Origin of the sequence: Stutzerimonas stutzeri (genome assembly GCF_024448895.1) — a bacterium.
In the GTDB taxonomy this organism is placed as follows: Bacteria; Pseudomonadota; Gammaproteobacteria; order Pseudomonadales; family Pseudomonadaceae; genus Stutzerimonas; species Stutzerimonas stutzeri_Q.
This window is the reverse complement of record NZ_JAMOIC010000019.1, coordinates 69,924-94,891: the sequence shown is the minus strand read 5'-3', so window position 1 is coordinate 94,891 and position 24,968 is coordinate 69,924. Positions and strand designations below refer to the sequence as shown.

Below are 24,968 nucleotides of genomic sequence, written 5' to 3'. Positions count from 1 at the left end.
GGGGAGAGTCCATTACAGCCTTCAAATCGTTCACTTCGCTCACTGGGACGGGCTAAAGCCCGCCCCTTAACCAAACGTTAGACTCAACCTTGGAATTTGTGTAATGAAACTATGCGTAATAGCTCTAATTGTTTCTTACTCATTGCTGTCAGGCTGCAATTCCACAGAAACAGTTGTAAATACCAATCGGAATGAAAGAGCAGTTAGTACGCCTGTTCAAGTACAGGAAATTTCGCCTCAGAACTCAATTCCAGCTGAACCGACAGAGTCTAAGAAGCAACGCGCCCTTAGAGAGCTTTTATCCGAAGCTGTCACCTACCAGCAAACGCAAACTTTAAACACCAAAGACCCAGCAGACTTGTTTGCACTTTACACAACCAAAATATTTAATAACTTCACAACACCGAAAGACTTAAGGCCTGAAGCGCAACTTATCCTTGACGTTCAAATGAGCGCAGACGGTAAAATTTCATCAATTGAAATAGCCCAGACTAGCGGGGATTATCAATTTGATAAAGCAGCAATTTTGGCAATACGCAGCATTGGCATATTCAGTGAAGTAAAAGATCTTAGCGAAGTCGACTATAATAAATACTTCAAATTTCACAAACTTAAATTCAAATCTGGCCCACTTATGCAATCCGGCAACTAGTAGCGCATAGGTCTAACAGCTGGTTCAAATCGTTCACTTCGCTCACTGGGACGGGCTAAAAGCCCGCCCCTTAACCAAACGTTAGGCCTATCACCATGAGCAACACAATCACATTAAGGCGAACAACAGATAGCGACTCTACAGAATGGCTGAATTTATCATAAACTTGCTAATTATTATTTTTGGTTGACACAAACAAAGGAGCTGTCGTGCGCTATATTTCTTTGGCGATCCTTACGGTTAATCTTGCTTTGGTGGCTGGGTGTGCATCAACGCCAACCGGCCCCAACTATACGGAAATGTCGTATAGAGATCTTCAGCGGCTAGCTGGAGAAAGAAAAATAAATAGGGAGAACGGCCTAATTACCAGTGTAATATATACAGACTACAAGGCTGTCGCCCAGCTGTGCGATAACGCCACTTTAATAAGTGAAATTTCTTTCTATTGCCTGCCATTCAATCTGGGCTCATTAACTACGAACCCAACATTCTCACAACAGAAAGAGAAATATCGCTCATATATGGTACCAAGTGATAAAAGCCTGATGCTGGCACGGGCGCTGAAAGTTAATAATCTTGCACTGGCTAGAGTAGCTATCGAACAGGGCGCTGACGTCAACAAAGCATGGCCCCGGAGCGTAGTCGAAAATCGGTCATATAGTGGACCGGCGTATACGTCTCCTTTCTATATTGCCTACTCGAATAAAAATGCATACCAGCTCAAGTTGCTTATTGAGTCTGGTGTCGACATGCAAAAATCCCCTGATGGGGAAACACGGCTTTATCACCATCTCTTAAGTGGTGATGAGCGCGATAGTCAAAGCTTGGATTTGATTCTTAAGAATGGGTACGAAATATCCCAAGAGGAAGTGGGTACTATTGAGCAAATCTCATCTTCATGCGAGGAAAAAGGCAATAAAGACTCCAAATGCGGGCTTCGAGATGTCTTAAAAAAACGCCTTGATACACATGCCATGCTTGTCGTAGCGATCAACAACAGAACGAACGCAAAAATTCGTGTTATGGAGGCTCGGGCCAAAGAAAGCTTTGAGAGGGCGGGACTTACTTATATTGCACTCGACGAGCAAAAAAATATTAGCCGTAATCCAGGGATGAAAGTGTGCTTTAGCGACGGCAATATTGGAGCCTTTGGGTTCGTTGAGCAGGTTACTCCTCAGAAAGTAAAAGTCTCCGTGGCCGGTTTTTTTCCAAAGCACATCACAAGCTTGAACGTGGATGGTATGCACGTGGATAAGGGCATGGTCTTGTGGGGCAATATCTCGGACTGGATGGTTTGCGAAGCCCTACACTGACCCTCTAGGGATAACCTAGTCTAACTAGTTGTTCAAATCGTTCGCTTCGCTCACTGGGACGGGCTAAAGCCCGCCCCTTAACCAAACGTTATGCATCAAGGAGTATTCGCGTTGTTCACTGAAATTGAGGGAGAGCTTAAGTCGTCATTGAGTTACCATCGGAGGAAAGCGAGTCTATTTTTTATGACTCTTCTTTTGGTTGCCATATTTACCCTTGTAGGTGGCTTAATATTTGGCGGGTATCTAATACAGCTACTGGACAAGGCAGGCAGCTATGTATTGGCAGCACAAAGCGCAGGAATTGAAATAGGTCTAACGAGCAAAGACTCATCGCCAGACATAATAAAAATTGCTACCGAAAACAATCTTGGCTATGTAATGCTCAGCGGTTTAATTATATTTTTATTTGCTGTGGCCGCGCTCTTAAAACACCACATAAATAGATCTTCCACCATTGAAGATCATCTGTTTTTCATACAGAAAGCTCAAGCAATATCTAAGGAGTCTGCCTCAGAGCAATTAATCAGTGCACTCTTTAGCCAAGAGGCAAGTTCGCCCTCAGTGGTTATCAGTCCGACAACTGAAATAATTGAAAAAATCTCAGATTCAATAACATCAAAAATATCGAGTCTTTTATCGAAGCAAGCATAACAAATGGTATATGGACTCTCCCCACAAGCAGTGAGGAGTAGCTTTCTTTCAATCCTGTCGTCATCGCGGTTGCATTCGTATATCCGGCCTGTTCTGGGCACTGCCTTGGCCATTCTGTAGTTCGCGCAGCAGAGGCCAAGCGATCAAGCGATCACGAAGATCGTCATTGTTATCGGCCTTGCTCTGCTGCAGGACTCGCCTGTTCCGACAGTCTCGCTTCTCACCACAACCACTAGAACCATCACTTCATTATTAACCCTGCCGTCAGGCGGGCTTTGTGCTGTGCCAGTTTTCACTGAACCTGCGCTCATGGCACCGCACCGCCCGGCATATGCTTACCAGCTCATTCGCCAGCGCCACGGCCGCTTTGTTATGTCCGATGCGGTCAGCTGTATCCAAGGCCCAACGCTGTAGTTGAGTCAGCCTTTCAGGCGTTCGGGCCTTGCAGCGTTTAGCTGCCAGCAGCGCGGCTCTCCCGCCGTGGATCAGCAAGGTGCGCACGTAGACGTTGCCCTTGCAGCTGATCCGCCCCAGTCGTCGCCGCTCGCCACTGCTGTATTCGTTGGGCGTCATGCCCAGCCAGGCGCTCAGGTGCCGGCCACTGGCGGAGCGCTCGGGTTTGCCTACGGCGGTCTTCAAAGCACTTGCCGTCAGCAGACCAATGCCGCTGACTTCGTCGAGCTAGAGTGCGACTCATCTTCAGCGTGCCAGCGCTCAATTCGGTCGCTGGTACGGGCTCCTTAACCAAACGTTAGGCTGCACAGATATGAACATACGTAGGGCAGAAATATCAGACGCATCAGAAATCGCCCGAATTCACGTAGAAACGTGGCGCATCGCTTATGCGGAGATTGTTCCGAGCAGCTATCTGGCCCGCCTGGATAAAGAAGAGCGTGCAAAAAGCTGGGCAAACAAACTGTCTGATCCCAACGAAGAAGCACGAGTCGCGGTGCTAGCAAACGGATCAATCGCAGGATGGACCTCATTTGGCCCAAGCCGAGACAATGACGACAAAGAAGCCGGTGAGGTCTATGCGATATACGTCGATCAATCCCACTGGGGCCAAGGGACGGGCAGGACGTTATTGACCGATGCGATCCTGCATTTAGGGCGCAAAGGGTACAGCTCCGTCAGCCTTTGGGTGCTTGAAGAGAATCAGCGGGCCAGGCGGTTTTATGAGAAGGCGGGATTTGAATTAGATGGTGCTTCAAAGAGTATCGAGATTGATGGAAGCGAGCTGTGGGAGTTCAGGTATCGCAGCGCGACCTAACCATCTGCTTCGTTGGAACGTCTAGAGCGCCGCTGCTCACGTGAATAGATCAAGGCCTTACCCATGAGCAACTTCGAGATCACAACGTTAACCCCTGACCGCTGGCAGCTATATAAATCCATCAGGCTGCAGGCACTTAAAGACGCACCCGACTCGTATGGCTCCACATTGGAGCAAGAAGCGGCAATGTCGGATACCGAATGGAAGTCTCGATTAGATCTGGAAGTGCGTGACATTAAGGCGTTGCCACTGGTTGCCACAACGAATGGCGAGGCCGTGGGCCTCGCTTGGGGCTTAGTAGATGCGCAGGCTTCGTCAACAGCCCACGTTTATCAAATGTGGGTTTCGCCGACAGTAAGGGGTAAAGGTGTAGGGAAGTTGCTACTAAAGGAGATTACGTCATGGGCTGTAGGGAGACGCTGTACCCACATGCGCCTCGCGGTAACAACAACCAATGACGCCGCATTCCGCCTCTATAGCGCCTATGGCTTTACCGCGGTGGGACAACAAGAAGAGCTGAGGAGCGGTTCGGCGCTTATGGTGCAGCCGATGATGCTGAACCTGAACCCTGGTGCGTGACGGCCCATTTCATCGTTCCCTCCGATCTACTGAAAACCTGTCTCCGTACTCTTCTCATCGAATCGCCTGTCACTAACAACCAATCGGATAAGTCGCCCATGCAAATTGAAACCCTCACACCATCGGGGATGTTTGAGCCCATCGGCCCCTACAGCCACATCGCCAGAGTTGGTCCGTTTATCAGCATCTCAGGCACGCCCGGCGTTGATCCAATTACTTCGCTGTTGGCTGGACCCGACGCATACAGCCAAGCGAAACAGATCGTGGGTAACTTCAGAACGATGTTAACGGGGATCGGGTCCTCGCTCAGCGAGGTGATGCACGTCCATGTTTACCTGAAACATGTCGAAGACTTTGCCGAAATGAACCGCGCATATGCAGAGGCATTCGGTACACATCGGCCGGCCCGCACCGTGATTTGCGTGGCAGACCTGCCAAAGTCGGGGGCGCTCATGACCATGAATTTAACCGCCTATTCGACCGATCAACGCTGAATCACAAACGGCATTGCTTGCTGCCAATCAGTCCATTAACAACACTCCGGCTCGTCGATCCGAGTGAACTAACACCGCAACGGCACGATCCCCTTTTAAGCACAGTCAGAGCGACCCGGGTAGCCAGCGCATCCGCGCAACGCGTCAGGCCTGGGTTGTGTCAGCGATGAGGAAGCCTTCGTGACCGTTATTACCCACAACACTCAGCACACGACACACAGCATCTCCCGACACGTTCCGAACCCGCTGCATGCGACCTTGCTTGCCGGCACCGTCCCGCTGTTTCTCGGCGCCCTTTTGACGGATATCGCTTATTTCCGCAGCTATGAGATTCAGTGGAGCGATTTCTCGTCCTGGCTGATCGCCGGGGGGCTGGTCTTCTGCGGGTTGGCCATCGTGTTCGCCCTGGTCAATCTGATCCGGGCCAGGCACAAGACGGGCCGACCGCTAGTTTATTTCCTGCTGCTTGCCGCGACCTGGGTGCTGGGTTTCATTAATGCGCTGCAGCACGCCAAGGATGCCTGGGCAATCATGCCTACCGGGCTGGTGCTGTCAGTGATCGTTGCGGTGCTCGCCTGTGCCGCGACGTGGATCGGCCTTAGCAACCTGCGTGATGGAGGTGAAGCATGAAGCATTCGAGCGCTCTCTCCGTTCTGACGATGTCGATTTTCCTGGCGGCCTGCGGCAGTGACGACGAGGATTCGGCGCAGCTGTATGGCGCCAATCCCAAGCTGCCGGAGCCTGAACGCGGGCTGCTGCCCAGCATGAAGATCGCCGAGCCGTCGCCCTGGGGTGACGCGGTTCCGACGGTTCCGGATAACTTCACAGTCACGGCGATTGCCACTGACCTGAAGATTCCACGCCAGACGTTGGTGTTGCCCAACGGCGACATCCTCGTGGCCGAAGGTAAAGGCGGTAACGCGCCAAAGCTCAAGCCGAAGGACGTGATCGCCGGTTATATCAAGTCGAAAGGCGTTACCTCGGTCAAAGGTGGTGACCGCCTGACCTTGCTGCGAGACGCCGATGGTGATGGCACCTACGAGGTGCAGACGGTATTCGCCGACGATCTCAACGCGCCGTACGGCCTGGCCTTCCACGAGGGCAATCTGTATGTCGCCAATCAGGACGCGCTGGTGCGGTTCGATTATGAAGAGGGCCAGACGGAGGCCAGCGGTGAGCCGGTCAAGGTCACCGACCTGCCTTCGGAGATCAACCACCACTGGACCAAGGCGATGACCATCAGCCCGGATGGCCAGTACCTCTACGTCGGCATCGGTTCCAACAGCAACATCACTGAGCGTGGGATGGCGGCTGAAGTTGATCGCGCCGTGGTCTGGCAGATCAATGCCGAGACGGGCGCTCACAAGCCCTACGCGACCGGCCTGCGCAACCCGACCGCATTGACCATTCAGCCGGGTTCCGATGAGTTGTGGGCGGTGGTGAATGAGCGGGACGAACTGGGTGAAGACCTGGTACCGGATTACCTGACATCGGTTAAGGAGGGCGGCTTTTACGGCTGGCCTTACAGCTACTGGGGCCAGAACGTCGATGACCGGGTGCGTCCACAGGATCCGGACAAGGTCGACGCAGCGATTACGCCGGACTATGCGCTAGGCGCGCACGTTGCCGCCCTTGGAGTGGACTTTTCCATACCGGAAATGGGCGAGCAGTTTGCCGACGGCGCGTTCGTCGGTGAGCACGGAAGCTGGAACCGTGAGGATCCGTCGGGCTACAAGGTGGTCTTCGTACCGTTCAGTAATGGGCGACCTTCGGGCGAGCCGGTTGATTTCGTGACGGGCTTTCGCACCGATGAGGGCAAGACCCGTGGCCGGCCTGTTGGGGTGACCGTCGACCCGAAAGGCGCGGTGATTGTGGCGGACGATCTTGCCAATGTGGTCTGGCGAGTGACCCGTAACCAGTAGCCAGCGCAAGCCGATGCCGCGGCCGCCTCGGTCGACGGCATCGGGCTGACATAGCAGCCCTGCCGCGCTCGGAACGAGGTTCGTGTGTGAGGGTCAGGGGCGTACTGAGTTAGCGGATATAGCCATGCTACGAGCCATCCATCACGCTGCGATCATCTGTTCCGACTATGCCGTCTCGAAGCGCTTCTACACCGAGACGCTGGGACTCGCCGTCATTGCCGAGCATTACCGCGAGGCACGCCAATCCTACAAGCTCGATCTCGCCTTACCTGACGGTGGGCAGGTCGAGCTTTTTTCGTTTCCTGACGCACCCTCAAGACCATCCCGGCCAGAGGCGCAGGGCTTGCGACATCTGGCATTCGCCGTGGATGACGTCGAGGCAAGCAAGGCGTGGCTGGAAGCCAAGGGTGTCGAAGTCGAGCCGATTCGGGTGGACGAGTACACCGGGCGTCGATTCACCTTCTTTGCAGATCCCGACAAGCTGCCGCTGGAGTTATACGAAGCGGCACCCGGAGCGCTGCCCTGACGCGTCGCGTAACAAATCCAGGCTCAACTGAGCGCGCCTTGCGCAGTAACGTTGAGCTCCAACTTTCGAGGAGAGGATGGTCATGAAGCGTGTTCCCCTGCAGGTCGCCGGTACGATTGCCCTTGGTTTCGCCTCGCTCGCTGCCACCGCAGCCGAGGCGATCAAACAGGACCAGTGGCCATTTAGCGCCACGCCGCGGGCAACGTTCTCCGAACCCTGGGCCATGACTTTTCTCCCGGACGGCACCGCACTCGTCACTGAGAAGCGTGGTGCGCTCAAGCATGTCGATGTCAAAACCGGCCAGAGCCATGATATCGAGGGCGTCCCGGATGTTGCCTACGGCGGCCAGGGTGGCCTCGGCGACGTGATTGCTCATCCGGACTTCGCACAGAACAAGCGCATCTACCTCAGCTATGCCGAGAAAGGCGATGGTGGCGACAGAGGCGCTGCGGTCGTTCGCGCCACTCTGGATCTGGGCGCGGACGGCGGCTCGTTGTCGGACGTGCAGGTGATATGGCGGCAGACGCCCAAGGTTTCCGGCGGCGGCCACTACGGCCACCGTCTCGCAATTGGACCGGACGGCAAGCTGTGGATTTCTTCCGGTGACCGCCAGAAGTTCACGCCCGCGCAGGACATGGAAAGCACCATGGGCAAGATCCTGCGCCTGAACGACGATGGCAGCGTTCCCGACGACAACCCCTTTGCCGACCAGGGCGGCGTGACGGCGCAGATCTGGTCGCTCGGCCAACGCAACCCGCTTGGCATCGCTTTCGACGCGCAGGGTCGTTTGTGGGAACAGGAGATGGGCCCGGAAGGTGGCGACGAACTCAACCTGATCGAAAAAGCTGGCAACTACGGCTACCCGGAAGTTTCCAACGGAGACCACTACGGGGGCAAACCCATCCCCGATCACGACACGCGCCCCGAATTCATCGCGCCCAAGATCACCTGGACACCCGTGATCTCCCCTGCCGGCCTCATGATCTACAGCGGCGACCAATTCGCCGACTGGAAAGGCAACGCCTTCGTTGGCGGGCTTTCAGCCAGAGGACTGGTACGCATCACGCTCGATGGCGAAGAAGCCAGCGAAGCCGCCCGCTACGACATGGGCGCACGCATCCGCGAAGTCGAACAGGGCCCGGACGGCAGCATCTGGGTGCTTGAAGATGGAGACAGCGGGCGGTTGCTGGAGCTGCGGCCGAAGTAATCTGCTTTCCCGAAAGACTGACTGCGAGCCGCGGTTTGCCGTGGCTTGCAGCTGAGCCGGCGCCTGTCGAGCATCTTGCACTTTTCGGGCAGTCACTACCGGTCGCGGGCATCCCCTTCCCAAGATGGTTTTGAGCCCGCCGCCCCCCTAAAGCCCGTCCAGCCAGCCTCAGTCATACTCGGCATGCTGCGGCAAATCATCCGTAATCTGAAACCACGGCGCTTTGCTATCGACATACACATGCCGCTGGGCTTCGACGCCCGGGTCGGTGTCGAGTGTTCCGAGTGGGAAACCATACACCTCGGGATTGGCGTCGAATTTGGTGTACAGGCTGGAACCGCAGTTCGAGCAAAACCCTTTGTACTCACCGGGCGACGACTCATAGAACTTGATCAACTCTTCGCCAACGAGAGTTTTCCAGTCGGCCGAGCGCACCTTGGCGCGCGTCCTGAAAGCAGACGCATGCAGCTTGCGGCACATCGAGCAATGGCAGTTCAAAACATTCGTAAGGGGGCCATTTATCTCGTATCGAATTCCGCCACAGAGGCAGCTGCCTGATTGCTTCATATCCGCTTCCTTAAAATAGGTGACTCTGCCGCAGGTGATGGCAAGAGGTGCTCCCCACCCTGACGCTCACCATTTCAGTTCTGGTGAAAACCGCAGCGCGCGTCATTTCCAGCAGCCGCTGACTACCTCGTCACACCCTCGTAACAAAGCCAGCCTAGCGTGTTTTGGCTAAATCCAAATCACAAAAAGCCGAGGCTCGCATGAGAACACCGACCCGCCTGACCCGCACTGCGCTATCGACCGCGTTGACCTTGGCCCTGCTGCCACTGGCCGCCCAGGCCGGGCAGTCGCGTGCGGAATATTTCGAGCGGGTTGCGACCTTTCCTGTGTACCGCAACCTGGGCGCGGACGAAGACGTTTCCCGCCAGACCGTCGCTGAGATCACCGCCGTCAGCCGCGACGGCCGCACGCTGATCTACACCGACAGCCCGGGCGAGCGCATCGGCTTGGTCGACATTCAGGACCCGAAAAACCCGCAACCAGCCGGATTCGTACAGCTCGAAGGCGAGCCGACCTCGGTTGCCGTACACCATCACTTTGCGCTGGTCGCGGTGAATACTTCGCTTAGTTTTGCCCAGCCCGACGGCGTGCTGGCAGTGTTCGATATTCGCAACCCCGCGCAACCCAAACGCGTCGCCACGCTGCCTATGGGCGGTCAACCGGATTCCATCGCCATCAGCCCCAGGGGCCGCTATGCCGCGGTCGCCATCGAGAACGAGCGGGACGAAGACCTCAACGACGGGTTGATTCCGCAGCTGCCGGCCGGATTTCTGCGTATCGTCGACCTCAAAGGTCAGCCGTCGCGCTGGAGCACGCGCGACGTCGACCTGACCGGCCTGGCCGAGGTCGCTCCAGGCGATCCGGAGCCGGAATACGTCAGCATCAACGACCAGGACGTAGCCGCCGTCACGCTGCAGGAAAACAACCACATCGTGCTGGTCGACCTGCGTCGCGGCCGTGTGTTGCGCCATTTCAGTGCCGGCCAGGTCGATCTGGAAGGTGTGGACGTAGACGAGAACGACCGCATCCAGCCGATCGGTGTGCTTACTGGCAAGCGCCGCGAGCCGGATTCGATCGCGTGGGTCGGCCCGCTGCTGGCGACTGCCAACGAGGGCGACTACGAGGATGCCGAGGGCGCGGAAGGCGGCAGCCGCGGTTTCACGTTGTTCGACTACAACGGCAAGGTTTGGCATGACGCCGGCGTGTCGATGGAGCACGCCTTTATCCGTGCCGGCCATTACCCGGAGAACCGTTCGGAGAACAAGGGCATTGAGCCGGAAGGCATCGCGTCGGCCAGCTTTCGTAAGCAGGACTTCCTGTTCGTGGGCAGTGAGCGCGGCAATGCCGTGGCGGTGTATGACGTCGCCCACCCATGGGCGCCAGTGATACATCAGTTGCTACCAACGGGCATGGGGCCGGAGGGCATTCTGCCGATTCCGGCGCGTAATCTGCTGGTGGTCAGTAGCGAGGAAGATTCGGCCGAGGACGGCTATCGCTCGACCCTTTCGATCTATCAGTACGGTGCCAAGACCGCACCTTACCCGGAGATCCGCTCCACTGATCGCGACCTGATCTCCTGGGGCGCGCTGAGCGGTCTGGTCGCGGACCGCAGCCAGTCCGACCGCCTCTATGCGGTGCCGGACAGTTACTACAAGGCGTCGCGGATCTTCAGCGTCGACACCAGCCAGACACCGGCACTGATCGACCGCCAGATCGAGCTGAGCAAGGCTGGCAAGACCGTCGACTACGATCTGGAAGGCATTGCTCAGGCCAGCAATGGCGACTTCTGGTTGGCCTCCGAAGGCAACGGCAAAGCCAAGCCGAATCTACTGATCCGCACCAACGCCTTGGGCGAAGTGCTGGCCGAGTTTGGGTTGCCGGAAAACGTGGCGGCGCAGCGCACCAGCAATGGATTCGAAGGCGTTTCGGTAGTTGGCGAAGGCGCGAGCACGCGCGTCTACGTAGCCTTCCAGCGCGAATGGAAGAACGACCCCGCCGGGCGGGCGCGCATCGGCGTGTTCAACCCGGGCAACGGTGAATGGGGCTTCGTGCACTACCCGCTCAACGCGGCGGCCGAGGACGCCTGGGTCGGCTTGTCCGAGCTCACCTCTATAGGTAATGGCCAGTTCCTGGTGATCGAACGCGACAACCAGCAGGGCCCCGCCGCGCAGATCAAACGCCTGTATCGCATCGACCTGAACGGCCTGCAACCCGCTGCCGAGGGCCAAAGCTTCCCCCTGGTGAGCAAGACGCTGGAGCGTGATCTGCTACCTGATCTGAAGAGCACTGGCGGTTGGGTGCTGGACAAGGTCGAAGGCGCGGCGGTCGATAAACAGGGGCGCCTGTTCGTCGTCACCGATAACGACGGCGTGGAAGATGCCAGCGGCGAAACGCGCTTCATGCGGCTCGGGACGGTAAAGCGCTGAGACTGCCGGCGACAGGGGTTCCAGAAAATTCGTAGGGCGAGCGTGTTCGCCCTACGAAGCATGGGTCAATCGAATTCACTCGTGCTATCGCCTACATCAATGCAGGGTGGTGCGATCAGCTCTCGCGAACTCGCTTGATGCGGTGATCCCAGCGGCGCTTGGCGAAGCGGCGCATGTTCGGGATGTCGTCCGTTTCGTCCATGATCGGCTGGCCGATGATGGTTTCCATGATGTCTTCCAGCGTCACCAGGCCGCGCCAGCTACCGAACTCGTCATAGACCAGGCACATGTGCTGGCGCTCGCGCAGCAGCTGGGTCATGAGGTTTTCGACGCTGGTCATTTCCGGCGCGACTTTCATCGGTTTCATGATCGTCGAGACCGGCGCTTCGTCTTCGGTCGCTGACAGGGCGTCATAACGGAACACGACACCTCGCGGGTTTTCGTTGTCGCCGATCACTGGATAGCGCGAGAACTGGCTGTCGGCGACCTGCTCCTTGAACGCACCGATGCTGGTTTCCGGTGACGTGTAGTCGCACACCGTGCGCGGCGTCATCACGTCACGGACCTTGATCTCGTGCAGGTCGAGAATGTTCCTGATGACGCGCTGCTCGTCCTCGTCGAGGCTCTTGTTCTCGCGGCCAAGCACCGTCAGCGCCTTGATCTCCTGACGGATGTCGTGCTCTGGCTCCTTGCCGCCAACCAGCCGCATGATCATGTCGGACAGGTAGATGAAGGGTTTCAGCACCAGGATCATGCCGTTCAATAGAGGCGGCAGGTACGGCGCGAGCGTGCGCCAGTAACGCGCACCGATGGTCTTGGGTAGGATTTCCGAAAGCACCAGGATCAGCACCGTCATCACCGCCGAGGCGATACCGACATAGCCGTTGCCGAACACCACGGTGACCTGCGCACCGACACCGGTCGCGCCAACGGTATGTGCGACGGTATTCAACGTCAGGATGGCCGCGAGGGGTTGGTCGACCTTGTCTTTCAGTTCTTTCAGCCGCTCGTACAGCTTCGGGCGGGAGTCCTTCTGGTGTGCAATGAAGCTCGGCGTCAGCGAGAGCAGTGCGGCTTCGAGGATCGAACAGATGAATGAAACGAGGATAGATAAGACAGCGAACGCTATCAGGAGGGTCATGTAAGGGAGGTTTCGTTGCTAATGGCAGGCCAATTTACAGCAAAGCCGCCAAACGTTAGCCGGATGCCGCGATGGGCTTGCAACATTTCATGTCCTCCGTGGGCGTACGCGCCGGACTCAGTGATTTCGACCGCATCTGGCAAGGGAGTTCATGCCATCCCCGGCTGGACCGCTCCGCGCTTGTTCCTGTGCCCAGCCTCGGCTAGGGTGCGACTCCTCGACAGACGACCCGCTTCAGGAGCATCGAAAATTGATCAGAACAGGGATGTTGGCGCTAGGTTTGCTGCTCGCACTACCAGCGCACGCGGCCGAACAGCGGGTGTATCTGGTGGCCACGATGCAGCTGGATGGCTCGAGTCTGGCGCAAAGCCTGTTCCTGCACGAACCAGACATCACCGAACTGGAAAGCTGCCGCGAAGCGGTACGCGAGGGCCAGCGCGCGCGTGACTGGCAGAAATACCATCACATCTTCCGCAGCGACCGATTCAAGGGTTTCTCCGGCCACATGCAGTACCGCTGCGCCCTTAGCGACCTGGCGTTCAGCGTGTGGCGGGACGGCCCGCGCTACAACCGGTCGTACCTGATCGGCGTAGGCGAAGATGCGATGCTCAGCGCGCAGCGAACGCCAAGCCAGGCACAGTGCATGAGCCAACTGCGTGCGCTCTCTCCTGCCAAGCAAGCGCACAGCTTTTGCGCCATGAGCAACCAGGACCTCGCACCCTGAGCATCGCAGTCGGTTATCAAAAACGGATCATCGCGGTCCCGCAAGCAGCAGGGCTTGAGCCGAGGCCGCCCGGCTTACGCCGGCTGATAGCTGCCCGGCACGGGTGCGAAGGACACGCCGAAGCGGTTCCAGGCGTTGATGGTGGCGATGGCCAGGGTCAGATTGGTGAGCTGGGCCTCGGAAAAGTGTTCGCGCACCTCTTCGAACAGCAGCTGCGAAATGCCTTGGGGCAGCAGCGTGTTGGCCTCAGCCCAGGCCAGCGCAGCACGCTCGCGATCATTGAAGAAAGGCGTCTCGCGCCAGGCGCTCAGGGCGTAGATGCGCTGCTCGGTTTCCCCTCCGGCACGGGCATCCTTGGTGTGCATGTCGATGCAGAACGCGCATTGATTGATCTGCGAGACACGAATCTTCACAAGCTCCATTAGCGACTTGTCGACGCCGTCTTCGCTACGGCTCTGACGAGCCAGATAGGTTTCCAGCCCCATCATTGCCTTGATCACTTCCGGGGCAGCGGCTTGGTAGTTCATGCGCATGGTGGTCACTCCTCTGTTTGATGTGGAGCCAAGGCTACGCAGCCGCCGAGCTGGGCTATTGTAGATTTTCGACATCTTCGGACGCCGCGCCCCCATGTCCTTACTGCACGAACGCCTGCCGCATCTCCAGGGCTTCATGGCTTGCCCACCGAGCCCTGTGCTCGCGGCGCATGTCCAGCGCTTCTGGTGGCTGGAAGGCAGCCTCAGCAACGGCTTCGACGAGCAGTTGTTACATCCGGACGGCGGCAGTGGGCTCATTTTCAACTTCGCCGACCCCCAGGTTTTCGACGGCGACAGCCGCAGCCCGCGGGCGCTGGTTGCAGGCCCACAGCTTTCCAGTGCGCGCCTGCAACTGGCTGGTCGGGTGAAGCTGATGGGTGTGCGCTTCCGGCCCGGCATGGGCGCAGTCTTCATGGGTGTGGGCCTGGACGAGCTTTCAGGTTTCCATGGCGCCGACGGCCCCCGCCCGGCCATTGCGGGACTGATTGATCAGCTCGCCGAACTGGACCGACCGGCTCAGCAGGCATTGATCGAGCAGCATTTGCTCGCCTGTCTGAAGGACGCACCGCCACGGCGTTCGCCCGTGCAGCAATTGCTGGAGCGGATTGCCACCAGCGAGGGCCGGGCCCGCCTGACCGACGTGCTGCAATCCGTCCCCCTGGGCCAGCGTCAACTGGAGCGCCTGTTCCGCTATCAGGTGGGGCTGACGCCCAAGCAGTTCAGCCGCATTCAGCGCGTTGCACTGGTCCGCCGCGAGCTGCGCGCCGGCGAGGGGCTGCTGGATACCGCGCTGGCCTGCGGTTACAGCGATCAGGCCCACTTCATTCACGACTTCAAAACTGTGGTCGGCATGACACCTGGGCAGTATCGGCTGCGAGCCAAAGCTGCGCAGAGATAACCGGCACGAGCGCGCGTCCCCGTTTGGCAAGATCCGTGGGCAGCTTGTCATTGCGACACAACCCTCCCCGCCACAGACTGCACGCATCTTCTTCAAGAGGTGCTCCATGGACGCCATCCGCACCATCGTCTGCCTGGTCTACCCGAATGTCATGAGCCTCGATGTCACTGGGCCGATGCAGGTGTTCGCCTCAGCCAACGTCGAGCGACAGCGGCAGGGATTGCCGGCTCACTACAGCTTGCTGCTGATTGGTGAAGAGGCGGGGCCGGTCGCAACCTCTGCCGGGTTGCAGGTGGTTGCCGATGCGCAGTGGTCCAGTATCGATCCGGCCGCGCTGGACACGTTGCTGGTGCCCGGCGGCGCAGGCGTGGAGGTTCAGAAGCGCAATGAACCGCTGCTCGACTGGCTCCGGTACGCCGAACCCCGGCTCAGAAGGCTGGGCTCGGTATGCTCCGGTGCGCTGATCCTGGCCGAGGCCGGTCTGTTCGATGGCCGCAAAGCGACAACACATTGGGCGGACCTCGCCGCCTTGAGTGAGTACAGTGCTATCGAGGTGCAGGGCGACCGGCTGCACACCTTCGACCCGGCCGTACCCGAGGCCGCGCATCTGTTCAGCTCGGCGGGCGTCACCGCTGGTATCGACCTTGCCTTGGCGCTGGTCGAGGCTGATCTGGGCCGCGCGTTGGCGCTTTCGGTTGCGCAACGGCTGGTGATGTTCCTGCGCCGGCCCGGCGGACAATCCCAGTTCAGCCCGATGCTCGCCGCGCCCACCGGCACCGTTGCCCGTCTTGCCGCCCTGCTCGAGTGGATCCCTGGCCATCTGAGCGATGATCTCTCCATCGACGCCCTGGCCGCGCAGGCGCATATGACGCCTCGTACCCTTTGCCGCCTGTTCAGTCAGGAGACGGGCATGGGACCGGGACAATACATCGAGCGGGTGCGGTTGGAGGCTGCGCGCAATCTGTTGCTGGATGCGCAGGCGTCGATTTCGACGGTGGCGCGGCTGACCGGTTTCGTCCATCCGGAAAATCTGCGGCGCAGCTTCCAGAAGCATCTGTCGGTCAGCCCGCGGGACTTCTTCCAGCGCTTCGGCTGAAGCCCGACCGAACACCCGCCTTTTTCGATCACAACAGAGCCGGCATCTGGCCCGAGCTGCTGTGCCTGCATTCTCACGACACGGGACCGCCCCCATGCATCTTCTGTTCAGCAACTCTCAGGTTTTGCGCTTGTTCATCGCTCAGGCACTGTTCTGGTCGTGCTCGATGACCGGCATCATCTTCACCTCCATCGTCGGCCTGCGTCTGGCTCCGTCAGCCGGTCTGGCCACGCTGCCGCTCGCCTTGCTGATGCTGGGCGGCTTGCTCGCTTTGCAACCCATCGCCTGGCTCATGCAAAGGCGCGGCCGTCGATTGGGCTTTCTTATAGGCGCACTGGCCGGGGTGATGGGCGGGCTTATCAGCGCGCTCTCGCTCTGGCTGGACAGTTTTACCCTGCTCTGTCTCGGCGCTCTGCCTATCGGGGCGTATCAGGCCTCGGCCATGTACTACCGCTTTGCCGCCATGGAAGCCGTGGGCGATGCCTTCAAGGGCCGCGCCACGGCCTGCGTGATCGGCGGCGGCGTGCTTGCAGCATTGGGCGTCGTGGTGCTGGCGGGACTGCAGTCGCCGATCACGGCAGCCGCAATCCCGTCGCCACCTTCAGACGTTTCGTGGCGGGAGCTGCTTGCGCGGCCCACCGTGCGCGCCGCCGTGCTGACCACAGCCGCCGGACACGGGCTGATGATTCTGGTGATGAACGCAACCCCGCTGGCGATGCACGGCGAGGGCCTGAGCCTGCATGCAAGCGGCCAGGTGATTCAGTGGCACATGCTCGGCATGTTCCTGCCGGCATTCGTCGCCGGGCCGCTGGTGGACCGGTTGGGCAGCCGCATCGTGGCCTGCGCTGGTGGCGGTCTGCTGATCGCCAGCGCAGTGGTCGCGCTGCTCGGCGTCAGTCACTGGCACTTCTTGCTCAGCAGCTGCCTGCTCGGCATCGGCTGGAACCTGATGCTGGTGGCCGGCACCACACAACTCGGCCAAGGACATGTGCCGGAAGAACGGGCTCGGGCGCAGGGCTTGATGGAATTGAGCAACGGCAGCGTCGCCGCAGTGATGTCCTTCGCCTCCGGCGCGCTGATCGCCCAGGCCGGATGGGCAGCGGTGAATATCGGGCTACTGCCCATCGTGACGCTGGTGGTGCTGGTACAGATTGCGCAGGGGTATCGGCAGAAGCAGGTGGTTTGATACGAGTGGCGTGCCGGGCATTCAGGACGCTCTGGCGAATAAATTCGCCCCTACAGCCCCTCGCGCGGGCCGCCGGTCGTAAGCGACCGTATCAACACCTATAGGGGCGACCTTGTTCGCCTGCTGTTCGCATCGACATCGCAGGCGGGACGACGGGTGCTCAGGCTCCCTGGGCGAATAAATTCGCCCCTACAGCCGCATCGCGGGGCTGCTGATCGTAAGCGACCGTATCAACCCTGTAGGGGCGAACTGTTCGCCTGCTGTTCGCATCGACATCGCCGGTGGGACGACGGGTGCTCGGGCGCCCTGGGCGAATGAATTCGCCCCTACAGACGCATCGCACGGGCCGCTGATCGTAAGCGCCCGTACCAACCATGTAGAGGCGAACTTGTTCGCCTGCGGTTCGCATCGGCATCGCCGGTGGGACGACGGGGGCTCGGGCTCCCTGGGCGAATAGATTCGCCCCTACAGACGCATCGCGGGGCTGCTGATCGTAAGCGACCGTATCAACCCTGTAGAGGCGAACTTGTTCGCCTGCTTTGCGCCACGCCTCACCGGAGCCCGTGCACGCTAGAAGTACCGAGATCGGTGTCCAAAACAACCAAGCCCTCCCCGTCCACATCCATCTCCGCCCGCAACTCCCCACGAGTGCCCCATGCAGCGGATTGGCCGACGGCGACGTAACCATCGTTAGTCCCAACGCAGTTGGCCATTACGAAGTGGCTCACCCGCCGTTCTCAACGCCCCTATTGCCAACATCCTCTCCGAACATCATCCGGTGCCCCTCGGGGGTCGCTACACCAAACTCGCGCATGCCCCATGGCTTGTCCGATACCAGCTGGAAAATGACGGCTCCGCGCTGCTGGTAGCCGGCGTAAAGCTCGTCGATACCTTCGCAGTAAACGTATGCGAAATAGGAGTGCTCATGGGTATCACGGGCAGGCACTTCGTCCGGGCAGTGCCCGAGCATCACGTGAAAGTCTCCAAGGCTGATGAATGACCAGCCCTCGACACGGAATCGTAGGGAAAAGCCGAGCAAGTCGAGAAAGTACCGCTCGGTTTGTTCCAGGTCATTCACGGCAAGCACATGCTGGGTGGCTTTGACTGTGAACACTGAAAAGCTCCTTAACGAATTGAGTCACTAGGCATGAGCCGCACTTAGGTCTCGCGGGACAAAGATATCTGCGCCACAGGCATTAACCAGAACGTCCAGCAGTACTAACCCATAGAGTTACGGATCTGACCCATCCAGCCAGCATGCCCTTGACTCAAGATGAACGGTTTTAACGCTTTTAGGCCGGAAAGGCGTATCGAGCGTTGCCAGCGTGATCGAAACCCAATCGGCAAACTGGTCGCTACCCGTCCACTCGATGCTGGAGCCGCAACGGCTACAGAACGTTCTGGTGATGCTCGCTGACGAGTTGTAACGCGCGAGCAGTTCCTCGCCCGCGAGGTACGTCAGGTCGGCTCTCGGCACACTGCCGTAAGTAGCGAACGCTGCACCGTGCTGCTTTTGGCACATGGCGCAATGGCAATGCGTAACAGCCTTGGGATCAGACTTCAGCTCATATGAAACGGCGCCGCATAAGCAGCTGCCTTTGTGCATCGCCATCTTGTCCTATCCGACACGTTAAAAGCCGATGGATGATAGTGGATGCGCTGCCCTGCCGCCCGAAGGTCTAAATATGATTCGTCAGCCGACCGAATACATTGCGCGCTCAGCGCGGAGCGTGATTCTTGATAGGCACCGTCCCTGAAAGCATGCTCAGCGCGGTCGAACCCCGTCGAGTATCAGTGACTGCAGGCTCTGCAGCGCTTCTTCAAAAAATGCCGGGTCATCAAGTGTGCGGCCGGCCACGGCTTCGATCTGCACGCGGAAGTCGGCGTAGTGCTGGGTGGTGGCCCAGAGCGAGAAGATCAGGTGGTGCGGCTCGACCGGCGCCAGCTTGCCGGCATCGATCCAGGCCTGGATGACCGCGACCTTGTTCTCCACCAGCTCACGCAAAGGCTGTTCCAACTCGCTCAGCATCAGCGGCGCGCCCTGCATGATCTCCATGCAGAACAGCCGCGATTCGGCGGGGTGGTCCCGCGAGAGTTCAAGCTTGGCGCGCAGGTAGTCCTTGATCGCCTCGACCGGGTCCTGCTCGGCGGAGAACGTCTGCAACGGCCGTAGCCAGACCTCGAGCAGCTGCCGCAGGACGCTGAGGTACAGCTCCTCCTTGCTGCCGAAGTAGTACAGCAGGTTGGTTTTGGAGACGTCTGCCTGGGTGGCGATCTGATCGAGGCTGGTGCCGTACAAGCCGAAGCGGGAAAAGAGGCCAAGGGCTGCATCGATGATGCTGGTCCGCTTGCTTTCGACCATCCGCGTACGGCGGTCGACTGCGCTGGCGCTGGGCTCGCGCGTCGCGCCCTTCAGCTTGGCAGTCTTGCTGGCGGTGAGGCGCCGGCGTGGGGGTGTGGGGGTCTGGTCTGTCACTGCATTACCGGTCGGGGTCAAACGGGTCGCTACTGTAGCGCGCGACACCACACACACGCACGAAGGACGACAGTCGACCGCACCGCTGCTCAATTTTTGCGCGCCAGACCCAACCCACGCACAAACCAAGTGCTCTGATTCGGACCATTTGGTCCACCCGCTTCATCATTTACCCCTCAAGTAATTGATAGTACGGCTAATTCCAGATCTGGCCTGCATCCTGCAAAAGCTTGACCGACCCTGCCCGACACGCTCGAGCAGCGCTTTCTAGCCATTGCGTACAGAGGTGCTTCCCATGGATGTTGGTGTTTTCATTCCGATCGGCAACAACGGCTGGCTCATTTCCGAAAACGCGCCGCAGTACATGCCGAGCTTCGAACTCAACAAGGCCATCGTGCAGAAGGCCGAGGGCTACGGCTTCGACTTCGCGCTGTCGATGATCAAGCTGCGTGGCTTTGGCGGTAAGACGGAGTTCTGGGAGCACAACCTGGAATCCTTCACGCTCATGGCCGGCCTGGCCGCTGTGACCAGCAAGATCCAGCTGTTCGCGACCGCCGCCACCCTCACCTTGCCGCCCGCCATCGTCGCGCGCATGGCCTCAACCATCGACTCGATCTCCAATGGCCGCTTCGGTGTGAATCTGGTGACCGGCTGGCAAAAGCCCGAATACAGCCAGATGGGCATGTGGCCGGGCGATGAATTCTTCGGCACGCGTTACCAGTATCTCGGCGAGTACGCCCAGGTGCTGCGTGATCTTTGGGAAACCGGGCGTAGCGATTTCAAGGGCGAGCACTTCCAGATGGAAGACTGCCGCGTCAGCCCCAAGCCGCAAGCGGACATGAAGATCATCTGCGCGGGCTCTTCAGATGCGGGTATGGCCTTCTCCGCGCAGTACGCCGATTACAACTTCTGCTTTGGCAAGGGCGTGAACACCCCGACCGCCTTTGCGCCCGCCACCGAGCGGCTGCTCAAGGCCACCGAAAAGACCGGTCGCAGCGTGACTTCCTGCGTGCTGTTCATGGTCATCGCCGATGAAACGGATGAAGCCGCCCGCGCCAAGTGGGAGCACTACAAGGCCGGCGCCGATCAGGAGGCTATCGCCTGGCTCGGCGAGCAGGGCGCAGCGGACAAGACGTCCGGCGGCGACACCAACGTGCGGCAGATGGCCGACCCGACCTCGGCGGTGAACATCAACATGGGCACCCTCGTCGGCTCCTACGCCAACGTGGCCAGGATGCTCGACGAGATCGCCACCGTGCCCGGCATGCAGGGCGTGATGCTGACCTTCGATGATTTCCTCCAGGGCATCGAGGCCTTCGGCCAGAAGATCCAGCCCTTGATGCAGAGCCGTCGCCACATCGAGCCGCTGAAGGAGTCCGCCTGATGAATGCCGCCGAGCACTTTTCCGGCTACGGCTTGGAGCCAGCCGGCGACCTGGTGAAACTGCCCGCGCGTCCGGAACCGCTGGCAATGAGGGCCAGCGAGACGGCGCTGATCGTGGTGGATATGCAGAACGCCTACTCCACCAAGGGCGGCTATCTGGATCTGGCAGGCTTCGATGTGTCCAGCACCGGGCCGGTGATCGAGAAGATTCTCCAGGCGCTGGCCGCTGCGCGCGCCGCCGGGATTCAGGTGATCTTTCTGCAGAACGGCTGGGACAGCGGTTATGTGGAAGCAGGCGGCCCGGGCTCGCCCAACTGGCACAAGTCCAACGCCTTGAAAACCATGCGCAAGCGCCCGGAGCTAGCCGGCACGCTGCTTGCCAAAGGCGGCTGGGATTATCAACTGGTGGATGAACTCACGCCCCAACCCGGCGACATTGTGGTGCCCAAGCCCCGTTACAGCGGCTTTTTCAATTCGCACCTCGACAGCACCCTGCGCGCCCGCGGGATTCGCAATCTGGTGTTCACCGGCATCGCTACCAACGTGTGCGTCGAATCGACCCTGCGCGACGGCTTTCACCTGGAGTATTTCGGTGTGGTACTGGCCGACGCTACCCACCAGGCCGGGCCGGAATTCGCCCAGCAGGCCGCGCTATACAACATCGAGACGTTCTTTGGCTGGGTCTCCAGCGTGGACGATTTCTGCAGCACCGTTGCCCGCGCCGAGGCTACCGCCAGCGCGCTTTAGATCAGAACAACGCACCGCCTCGTAGCGGTCGCATCATCGCCTTGCAAGGAATCAACGACATGCCCAAGCAATCCATCATCCCCGCCGGCTCCGGCAAACCGCTCGCCCCGTACGTCCCCGGCTCCATGGCCGATGGCGTGGTCTATGTCTCCGGCACCCTGCCCTTCGACAAGGACAACAATGTAGTCCACGTCGGCGACGCCGCTGCGCAAACCCGCCATGTGCTGGAAACCATCAAGGGTGTGGTCGAGGCCGCTGGCGGCAGCATGGACGACGTCACCTTCAACATGATCATGCTCACCGACTGGGCCAACTACGCGAAGGTCAATGAGGTGTACGCCGAGTACTTCCCCGGCGAGAAGCCCGCGCGCTACTGCATTCAGTGCGGTCTGGTGAAGCCTGACGCGCTGATCGAGATCGCCAGCATCGCGCACGTCGGGAAATAGCGGCGTCACCTGATCCTCGCGGAGGGATGCACATGCATTACGAAATCCACGGTCGCCTCGAAGCCGACGCCCCGACACTGGTGATGAGTTCTGGCCTCGGCGGCGCCGGGGCGTTCTGGTCGCCGCAGCTGCCGGTCCTCACACAACAGTACCGAGTGCTGATCTACGATCAGTTGGGCACCAACAAGAGCCCGGCACATCTGCCGGATGGCTATTCCATTGAGTCCATGGCGGTCGAACTGCTGGAACTGCTCGACAGCCTGCGGATTCGCCGGTGTCATTTCGTCGGCCATGCGCTGGGCGGATTGGTCGGCCTGCAGCTGGCGCTCTTGCGCCCGCAAATGCTGCAGAGCCAAGTGTTGATCAATGCCTGGAGTAGCCCGAACCCGCACAGCGTGCGCTGTTTCGCGGTGCGACAGAACCTGCTGCGTGATAGCGGCCCGGCGGCCTATGTACAGGCGCAATCGCTGTTCCTCTACCCGCCGGACTGGATCGCCGCCAACAGCGAAAAGCTCGCCCGTGACGATGCCCATGCCTTGGCGCACTTCCCGCCAACGGCCAATCTGCTGCGGCGGATCGGTGCGCTACTGGCCTTTGATATCGAAGCCGAGCTTGCATCCATCAGGACGCCAACCCTGCTGATCGCCAACCGCGACGACATGCTGGTGCCCTGGAATCGCTCGCAGCACATGGCGCAGGTGTTGCCCAACGCGCGGCTGCAGCTGCTGGAATACGGCGGCCATGCGTCGAGCGTCAGCGACAGCGAACCCTTCAACCGAGTCCTGCTGGACTACCTGGCCGAGCAATGCCAGGCCGCGGCAGCCTGAGGAAACCAACCTATGTCCACACCTATCGATTCGCAGGCCCTCGCCGCACTGTTCAGCGAGGGGCGCACCCACAGCACCTGGCTGGACAGGCCAGTGCCGGATGCGCTGCTGGAGAAACTCTACGCGCAGGTCAGCCTTGGCCCGACGGCAGTCAACAGCTGCCCGGGGCGCTTCGTCTTCGTACGCACGCCCGAGGGCAAGCAGAAGCTCGCGCCCTGCCTGTCCAAAGGCAACCTGGACAAGACCATGAGCGCACCTGTCACGGTCATCGTCGCTTATGACGAGGACTTCCCGGAGACCCTGCCCGAGCTGTTCCCCTTCGCCGACGCGCGCAGCTGGTACGCCGGCCAGCCTGCGCTGATCACCGAAAACGCCCTGCGCAACAGCTCCATGCAGGCCGGCTATCTGATCCTCGCCGCACGCGCCCTGGGCCTCGATTGCGGCCCGATGTCCGGCTTTGATGCCAAGACGCTGGATGAAGCCTTCTTCAGCGGAACGAGCTGGAAATCCAACCTCTTGATCAACCTTGGCCACGGCGACGCGAGCGCGTTGCGCGACCGCCTGCCACGCCTGCCTTTCGAACGGGCTTGCGTCCTTGCCTGATGGAGAACCGCCCATGCAACTGGCTCAACTCGACACCACTCCTGAGATGGCTCCGCCGGTAATCAAGCAGGACTACCGCGATGCCATGGCCCGTCTGGCCGCGGCCGTGAACGTGATCACTACCGATGGCCCCGGTGGCCGTGCCGGCTTTACTGCCACGGCGGTGTGCAGCGTGACAGATGACCCGCCTACGTTGCTGGTCTGCCTGAACCGCACCGCTTCGGCGCATCCGATCGTGACCGCCAACGCTCAGCTGTGCGTGAACACCCTTGCCAGCGGGCAACGCGACCTGTCCAACCTGTTCGGCGGCAAGACGCCCATGGCCGAGCGTTTCGCCGCGGCGCAGTGGAGCACCAGCGTGACCGGTTCACCGCTGCTCGACGGCGCAACGGTCTCGTTCGATTGCCGCATCAGCCACAGCGCCAGCGTCGGCACCCACGACATCCTCTATTGCGAAGTCGTCGCCGTGTACCGACGCGACAGCGCTGATGCCCTGGTCTACTTCGGTCGCAACTACCACGGACTGCCAACCGTGAGCTGAGCAGAGGGCAGCGCATCATCGGACGGGCCTCGACGCGGCCGCCAGCGATGGACGCGGTGGGCTAAAGCCCACCCTACAAACGCAGGCGGTAGAGGATTCCCCGGTGGGTGCTGCATCAGGCCACACAGCAGCACCACTCCCACGCTAAGCCCAGACCGTACCCGTAGGGTGGGCTTCAGTTCTCCAGATCCCACGGCACGCGCTAAGCCAACTGAAATGCCGTCAATGCAATAACGTCCGCTCCTAAACCGCCCGTATCTTCCGCACCACCGAACACTGAACCCAAACTCTCTCGCGCCAATCGAAAACGTTATGTTATAACTATCGAACAGAAGCTTACTTGGCGACACCCGATGACCGAAGCAGAACTCCTCGCCCAACCCGCCGATGCCTACATGAATGAGGCTCAGCAATCCTTTTTCCGCGACCTGCTGCTGCGCCAACGTACCGAGCTGCAGACGCGAATCGCCGAAGAATTTCAGCAGCTGCGCGAGCAGGAACCGAGCAGCGACCCATCCGATGTCAGTACTGCCGAAGAGCAACGCCAATGGCAGCTGAGGCTGCTGGAACGGGAGAAGAAGCTGCTCGACAAGATCGATGACTCCCTCGATAGCCTGGCCCGGGGCGAATACGGCTGGTGTGCCGAGACGGGTGATCCCATCGGCCTGAAACGGCTGCTGTTGCGTCCGACCACGACGCTGTGCATCGAAGCCAAAGAGCGCCAGGAAGCGCTTGAACGCCACCAACGAACCGCCTGAGA

The 24,968-nt window shown here is 59.6% G+C and carries 28 protein-coding genes and 1 pseudogene; 22 read left to right on the top strand and 7 right to left on the bottom strand.

Annotation, left to right across the window (positions count from 1 at the left end):
• Positions 1 to 103 precede the first annotated feature (103 nt).
• The 3 genes from NA619_RS19630 (at position 104) to NA619_RS19620 (ending at position 2,616) form a co-directional block, all read left to right on the top strand.
• Positions 104 to 652, top strand: a complete 549-nt coding sequence (locus NA619_RS19630; protein WP_255963488.1) for a TonB family protein — start codon at positions 104 to 106, stop codon at positions 650 to 652.
• A 209-nt stretch (positions 653 to 861) separates the two neighbouring features.
• Entirely contained in the window at positions 862 to 1,965 is a 1,104-nt protein-coding gene (locus NA619_RS19625) for a hypothetical protein (RefSeq protein WP_255963487.1), read from the top strand.
• A 111-nt stretch (positions 1,966 to 2,076) separates the two neighbouring features.
• Positions 2,077 to 2,616 carry a hypothetical protein gene (locus NA619_RS19620; RefSeq protein WP_255963486.1) on the top strand — a complete coding sequence of 180 codons (540 nt, stop codon included), beginning with the start codon at positions 2,077 to 2,079 and terminating at the stop codon, positions 2,614 to 2,616.
• A 264-nt stretch (positions 2,617 to 2,880) separates the two neighbouring features.
• Here NA619_RS19620 and NA619_RS19615 read toward each other — a convergent pair.
• Positions 2,881 to 3,338, bottom strand: a pseudogene (locus tag NA619_RS19615) (transposase); the annotation flags it as partial.
• Between the two features lie 44 nt (positions 3,339 to 3,382).
• Between NA619_RS19615 and NA619_RS19610 the strand changes: the two are divergent.
• From NA619_RS19610 to NA619_RS19580, 7 genes are all read left to right on the top strand, one after another.
• Positions 3,383 to 3,886 (top strand): GNAT family N-acetyltransferase, encoded by a 504-nt coding sequence (locus NA619_RS19610; RefSeq protein ID WP_255963485.1) that lies wholly within the window; start codon positions 3,383 to 3,385, stop codon positions 3,884 to 3,886.
• A gap of 63 nt (positions 3,887 to 3,949) precedes the next feature.
• On the top strand, positions 3,950 to 4,465 hold the full coding sequence (locus NA619_RS19605; protein ID WP_255963484.1) for a GNAT family N-acetyltransferase: 516 nt from the start codon (positions 3,950 to 3,952) through the stop codon (positions 4,463 to 4,465).
• Positions 4,466 to 4,563: 98 nt separating this feature from the next.
• A complete protein-coding gene (locus tag NA619_RS19600; RefSeq protein ID WP_255963483.1) occupies positions 4,564 to 4,959 on the top strand; it encodes a RidA family protein in 396 nt (131 codons plus the stop codon).
• A gap of 180 nt (positions 4,960 to 5,139) precedes the next feature.
• Positions 5,140 to 5,589, top strand: coding sequence for a DUF2231 domain-containing protein (locus NA619_RS19595; protein WP_423836852.1), 450 nt, complete (start codon positions 5,140 to 5,142; stop codon positions 5,587 to 5,589).
• The gene (locus NA619_RS19590) at positions 5,586 to 6,881 is read left to right on the top strand and encodes a PQQ-dependent sugar dehydrogenase (RefSeq protein ID WP_255963482.1); all 1,296 of its coding nucleotides are present in this window, start codon (positions 5,586 to 5,588) and stop codon (positions 6,879 to 6,881) included. Before NA619_RS19595 ends, NA619_RS19590 begins: the two co-directional genes overlap by 4 nt.
• A gap of 124 nt (positions 6,882 to 7,005) precedes the next feature.
• A complete protein-coding gene (locus NA619_RS19585) occupies positions 7,006 to 7,407 on the top strand; it encodes a VOC family protein (RefSeq protein ID WP_255963481.1) in 402 nt (133 codons plus the stop codon).
• An 82-nt stretch (positions 7,408 to 7,489) separates the two neighbouring features.
• Positions 7,490 to 8,614, top strand: coding sequence for a PQQ-dependent sugar dehydrogenase (locus tag NA619_RS19580; RefSeq protein ID WP_255963480.1), 1,125 nt, complete (start codon positions 7,490 to 7,492; stop codon positions 8,612 to 8,614).
• A 168-nt stretch (positions 8,615 to 8,782) separates the two neighbouring features.
• On the opposite strand, the gene NA619_RS19575 is transcribed toward NA619_RS19580, so the two are convergent.
• Entirely contained in the window at positions 8,783 to 9,181 is a 399-nt protein-coding gene (locus tag NA619_RS19575; protein ID WP_255963479.1) for a GFA family protein, read from the bottom strand.
• Between the two features lie 200 nt (positions 9,182 to 9,381).
• On the opposite strand from NA619_RS19575, the gene NA619_RS19570 reads away from it, so the two are divergent.
• Positions 9,382 to 11,607 carry an esterase-like activity of phytase family protein gene (locus tag NA619_RS19570; protein ID WP_255963478.1) on the top strand — a complete coding sequence of 742 codons (2,226 nt, stop codon included), beginning with the start codon at positions 9,382 to 9,384 and terminating at the stop codon, positions 11,605 to 11,607.
• 115 nt (positions 11,608 to 11,722) lie between these two features.
• Here the strand turns inward: NA619_RS19570 and NA619_RS19565 are convergent, their stop codons facing one another.
• On the bottom strand, positions 11,723 to 12,748 hold the full coding sequence (locus NA619_RS19565) for a CNNM domain-containing protein (protein WP_255963477.1): 1,026 nt from the start codon (positions 12,746 to 12,748) through the stop codon (positions 11,723 to 11,725).
• A gap of 265 nt (positions 12,749 to 13,013) precedes the next feature.
• Between NA619_RS19565 and NA619_RS19560 the strand changes: the two genes are divergently transcribed.
• On the top strand, positions 13,014 to 13,472 hold the full coding sequence (locus NA619_RS19560; RefSeq protein ID WP_255963493.1) for a hypothetical protein: 459 nt from the start codon (positions 13,014 to 13,016) through the stop codon (positions 13,470 to 13,472).
• Positions 13,473 to 13,546: 74 nt separating this feature from the next.
• On the opposite strand, the gene NA619_RS19555 is transcribed toward NA619_RS19560, so the two are convergent.
• Positions 13,547 to 14,005, bottom strand: coding sequence for a carboxymuconolactone decarboxylase family protein (locus NA619_RS19555; RefSeq protein WP_255963476.1), 459 nt, complete (start codon positions 14,003 to 14,005; stop codon positions 13,547 to 13,549).
• 94 nt (positions 14,006 to 14,099) lie between these two features.
• On the opposite strand from NA619_RS19555, the gene NA619_RS19550 reads away from it, so the two are divergent.
• The 3 genes from NA619_RS19550 to NA619_RS19540 all read left to right on the top strand — a co-directional run bounded on the left by NA619_RS19550 (position 14,100) and on the right by NA619_RS19540 (position 17,185).
• A complete protein-coding gene (locus NA619_RS19550; protein WP_255963475.1) occupies positions 14,100 to 14,903 on the top strand; it encodes a helix-turn-helix transcriptional regulator in 804 nt (267 codons plus the stop codon).
• A gap of 106 nt (positions 14,904 to 15,009) precedes the next feature.
• Complete coding sequence (locus NA619_RS19545; RefSeq protein ID WP_255963474.1) at positions 15,010 to 15,999, top strand: GlxA family transcriptional regulator; 990 nt, start codon at positions 15,010 to 15,012, stop codon at positions 15,997 to 15,999.
• 94 nt (positions 16,000 to 16,093) lie between these two features.
• Entirely contained in the window at positions 16,094 to 17,185 is a 1,092-nt protein-coding gene (locus NA619_RS19540) for an MFS transporter (protein WP_255963473.1), read from the top strand.
• A 724-nt stretch (positions 17,186 to 17,909) separates the two neighbouring features.
• On the opposite strand, the gene NA619_RS19535 is transcribed toward NA619_RS19540, so the two are convergent.
• From NA619_RS19535 to rutR, 3 genes are all read right to left on the bottom strand, one after another.
• A complete protein-coding gene (locus NA619_RS19535) occupies positions 17,910 to 18,299 on the bottom strand; it encodes a VOC family protein (protein ID WP_255963472.1) in 390 nt (129 codons plus the stop codon).
• Between the two features lie 117 nt (positions 18,300 to 18,416).
• Positions 18,417 to 18,791, bottom strand: a complete 375-nt coding sequence (locus NA619_RS19530) for a GFA family protein (RefSeq protein WP_255963492.1) — start codon at positions 18,789 to 18,791, stop codon at positions 18,417 to 18,419.
• Between the two features lie 159 nt (positions 18,792 to 18,950).
• A complete protein-coding gene (gene rutR, locus NA619_RS19525) occupies positions 18,951 to 19,601 on the bottom strand; it encodes an HTH-type transcriptional regulator RutR (RefSeq protein WP_255963491.1) in 651 nt (216 codons plus the stop codon).
• Between the two features lie 355 nt (positions 19,602 to 19,956).
• Here rutR and rutA point away from each other — a divergent pair, with 355 nt between their 5' ends.
• The 7 genes from rutA to dksA all read left to right on the top strand — a co-directional run bounded on the left by rutA (position 19,957) and on the right by dksA (position 24,966).
• Positions 19,957 to 21,045, top strand: coding sequence for a pyrimidine utilization protein A (rutA, locus tag NA619_RS19520; protein WP_255963471.1), 1,089 nt, complete (start codon positions 19,957 to 19,959; stop codon positions 21,043 to 21,045).
• Positions 21,045 to 21,791, top strand: coding sequence for a pyrimidine utilization protein B (gene rutB / locus NA619_RS19515; RefSeq protein WP_255963470.1), 747 nt, complete (start codon positions 21,045 to 21,047; stop codon positions 21,789 to 21,791). The genes rutA and rutB overlap by 1 nt, the downstream gene beginning before the upstream one ends.
• A gap of 59 nt (positions 21,792 to 21,850) precedes the next feature.
• A complete protein-coding gene (gene rutC / locus NA619_RS19510) occupies positions 21,851 to 22,237 on the top strand; it encodes a pyrimidine utilization protein C (protein WP_128119930.1) in 387 nt (128 codons plus the stop codon).
• A gap of 32 nt (positions 22,238 to 22,269) precedes the next feature.
• On the top strand, positions 22,270 to 23,064 hold the full coding sequence (rutD, locus tag NA619_RS19505) for a pyrimidine utilization protein D (protein WP_255963469.1): 795 nt from the start codon (positions 22,270 to 22,272) through the stop codon (positions 23,062 to 23,064).
• A gap of 12 nt (positions 23,065 to 23,076) precedes the next feature.
• Positions 23,077 to 23,667 carry a malonic semialdehyde reductase gene (locus NA619_RS19500; RefSeq protein ID WP_255963468.1) on the top strand — a complete coding sequence of 197 codons (591 nt, stop codon included), beginning with the start codon at positions 23,077 to 23,079 and terminating at the stop codon, positions 23,665 to 23,667.
• 13 nt (positions 23,668 to 23,680) lie between these two features.
• The gene (rutF, locus tag NA619_RS19495; protein WP_255963467.1) at positions 23,681 to 24,208 is read left to right on the top strand and encodes an NADH-dependent FMN reductase RutF; all 528 of its coding nucleotides are present in this window, start codon (positions 23,681 to 23,683) and stop codon (positions 24,206 to 24,208) included.
• Between the two features lie 353 nt (positions 24,209 to 24,561).
• Complete coding sequence (dksA, locus tag NA619_RS19490) at positions 24,562 to 24,966, top strand: RNA polymerase-binding protein DksA (protein ID WP_255963466.1); 405 nt, start codon at positions 24,562 to 24,564, stop codon at positions 24,964 to 24,966.
• The last annotated feature ends 2 nt before the right edge of the window (positions 24,967 to 24,968 follow it).

What these genes read in the sequence shown, in the direction of transcription:
- NA619_RS19630 (WP_255963488.1), top strand. Translation starts at nt 104, where the DNA reads ATGAAACTATGCGTAATAGCTCTAATTGTTTCTTACTCATTGCTGTCA.
- NA619_RS19610 (WP_255963485.1), top strand. Translation starts at nt 3,383, where the DNA reads ATGAACATACGTAGGGCAGAAATATCAGACGCATCAGAAATCGCCCGA.
- NA619_RS19605 (WP_255963484.1), top strand. Translation starts at nt 3,950, where the DNA reads ATGAGCAACTTCGAGATCACAACGTTAACCCCTGACCGCTGGCAGCTA.
- NA619_RS19600 (WP_255963483.1), top strand. Translation starts at nt 4,564, where the DNA reads ATGCAAATTGAAACCCTCACACCATCGGGGATGTTTGAGCCCATCGGC.
- NA619_RS19590 (WP_255963482.1), top strand. Translation starts at nt 5,586, where the DNA reads ATGAAGCATTCGAGCGCTCTCTCCGTTCTGACGATGTCGATTTTCCTG.
- NA619_RS19585 (WP_255963481.1), top strand. Translation starts at nt 7,006, where the DNA reads ATGCTACGAGCCATCCATCACGCTGCGATCATCTGTTCCGACTATGCC.
- NA619_RS19580 (WP_255963480.1), top strand. Translation starts at nt 7,490, where the DNA reads ATGAAGCGTGTTCCCCTGCAGGTCGCCGGTACGATTGCCCTTGGTTTC.
- NA619_RS19575 (WP_255963479.1), bottom strand. Translation starts at nt 9,181, where the DNA reads ATGAAGCAATCAGGCAGCTGCCTCTGTGGCGGAATTCGATACGAGATA.
- NA619_RS19570 (WP_255963478.1), top strand. Translation starts at nt 9,382, where the DNA reads ATGAGAACACCGACCCGCCTGACCCGCACTGCGCTATCGACCGCGTTG.
- NA619_RS19565 (WP_255963477.1), bottom strand. Translation starts at nt 12,748, where the DNA reads ATGACCCTCCTGATAGCGTTCGCTGTCTTATCTATCCTCGTTTCATTC.
- NA619_RS19560 (WP_255963493.1), top strand. Translation starts at nt 13,014, where the DNA reads ATGTTGGCGCTAGGTTTGCTGCTCGCACTACCAGCGCACGCGGCCGAA.
- NA619_RS19555 (WP_255963476.1), bottom strand. Translation starts at nt 14,005, where the DNA reads ATGCGCATGAACTACCAAGCCGCTGCCCCGGAAGTGATCAAGGCAATG.
- NA619_RS19550 (WP_255963475.1), top strand. Translation starts at nt 14,100, where the DNA reads ATGTCCTTACTGCACGAACGCCTGCCGCATCTCCAGGGCTTCATGGCT.
- NA619_RS19545 (WP_255963474.1), top strand. Translation starts at nt 15,010, where the DNA reads ATGGACGCCATCCGCACCATCGTCTGCCTGGTCTACCCGAATGTCATG.
- NA619_RS19540 (WP_255963473.1), top strand. Translation starts at nt 16,094, where the DNA reads ATGCATCTTCTGTTCAGCAACTCTCAGGTTTTGCGCTTGTTCATCGCT.
- NA619_RS19530 (WP_255963492.1), bottom strand. Translation starts at nt 18,791, where the DNA reads ATGCACAAAGGCAGCTGCTTATGCGGCGCCGTTTCATATGAGCTGAAG.
- rutA (WP_255963471.1), top strand. Translation starts at nt 19,957, where the DNA reads ATGGATGTTGGTGTTTTCATTCCGATCGGCAACAACGGCTGGCTCATT.
- rutB (WP_255963470.1), top strand. Translation starts at nt 21,045, where the DNA reads ATGAATGCCGCCGAGCACTTTTCCGGCTACGGCTTGGAGCCAGCCGGC.
- rutC (WP_128119930.1), top strand. Translation starts at nt 21,851, where the DNA reads ATGCCCAAGCAATCCATCATCCCCGCCGGCTCCGGCAAACCGCTCGCC.
- rutD (WP_255963469.1), top strand. Translation starts at nt 22,270, where the DNA reads ATGCATTACGAAATCCACGGTCGCCTCGAAGCCGACGCCCCGACACTG.
- NA619_RS19500 (WP_255963468.1), top strand. Translation starts at nt 23,077, where the DNA reads ATGTCCACACCTATCGATTCGCAGGCCCTCGCCGCACTGTTCAGCGAG.
- rutF (WP_255963467.1), top strand. Translation starts at nt 23,681, where the DNA reads ATGCAACTGGCTCAACTCGACACCACTCCTGAGATGGCTCCGCCGGTA.
- dksA (WP_255963466.1), top strand. Translation starts at nt 24,562, where the DNA reads ATGACCGAAGCAGAACTCCTCGCCCAACCCGCCGATGCCTACATGAAT.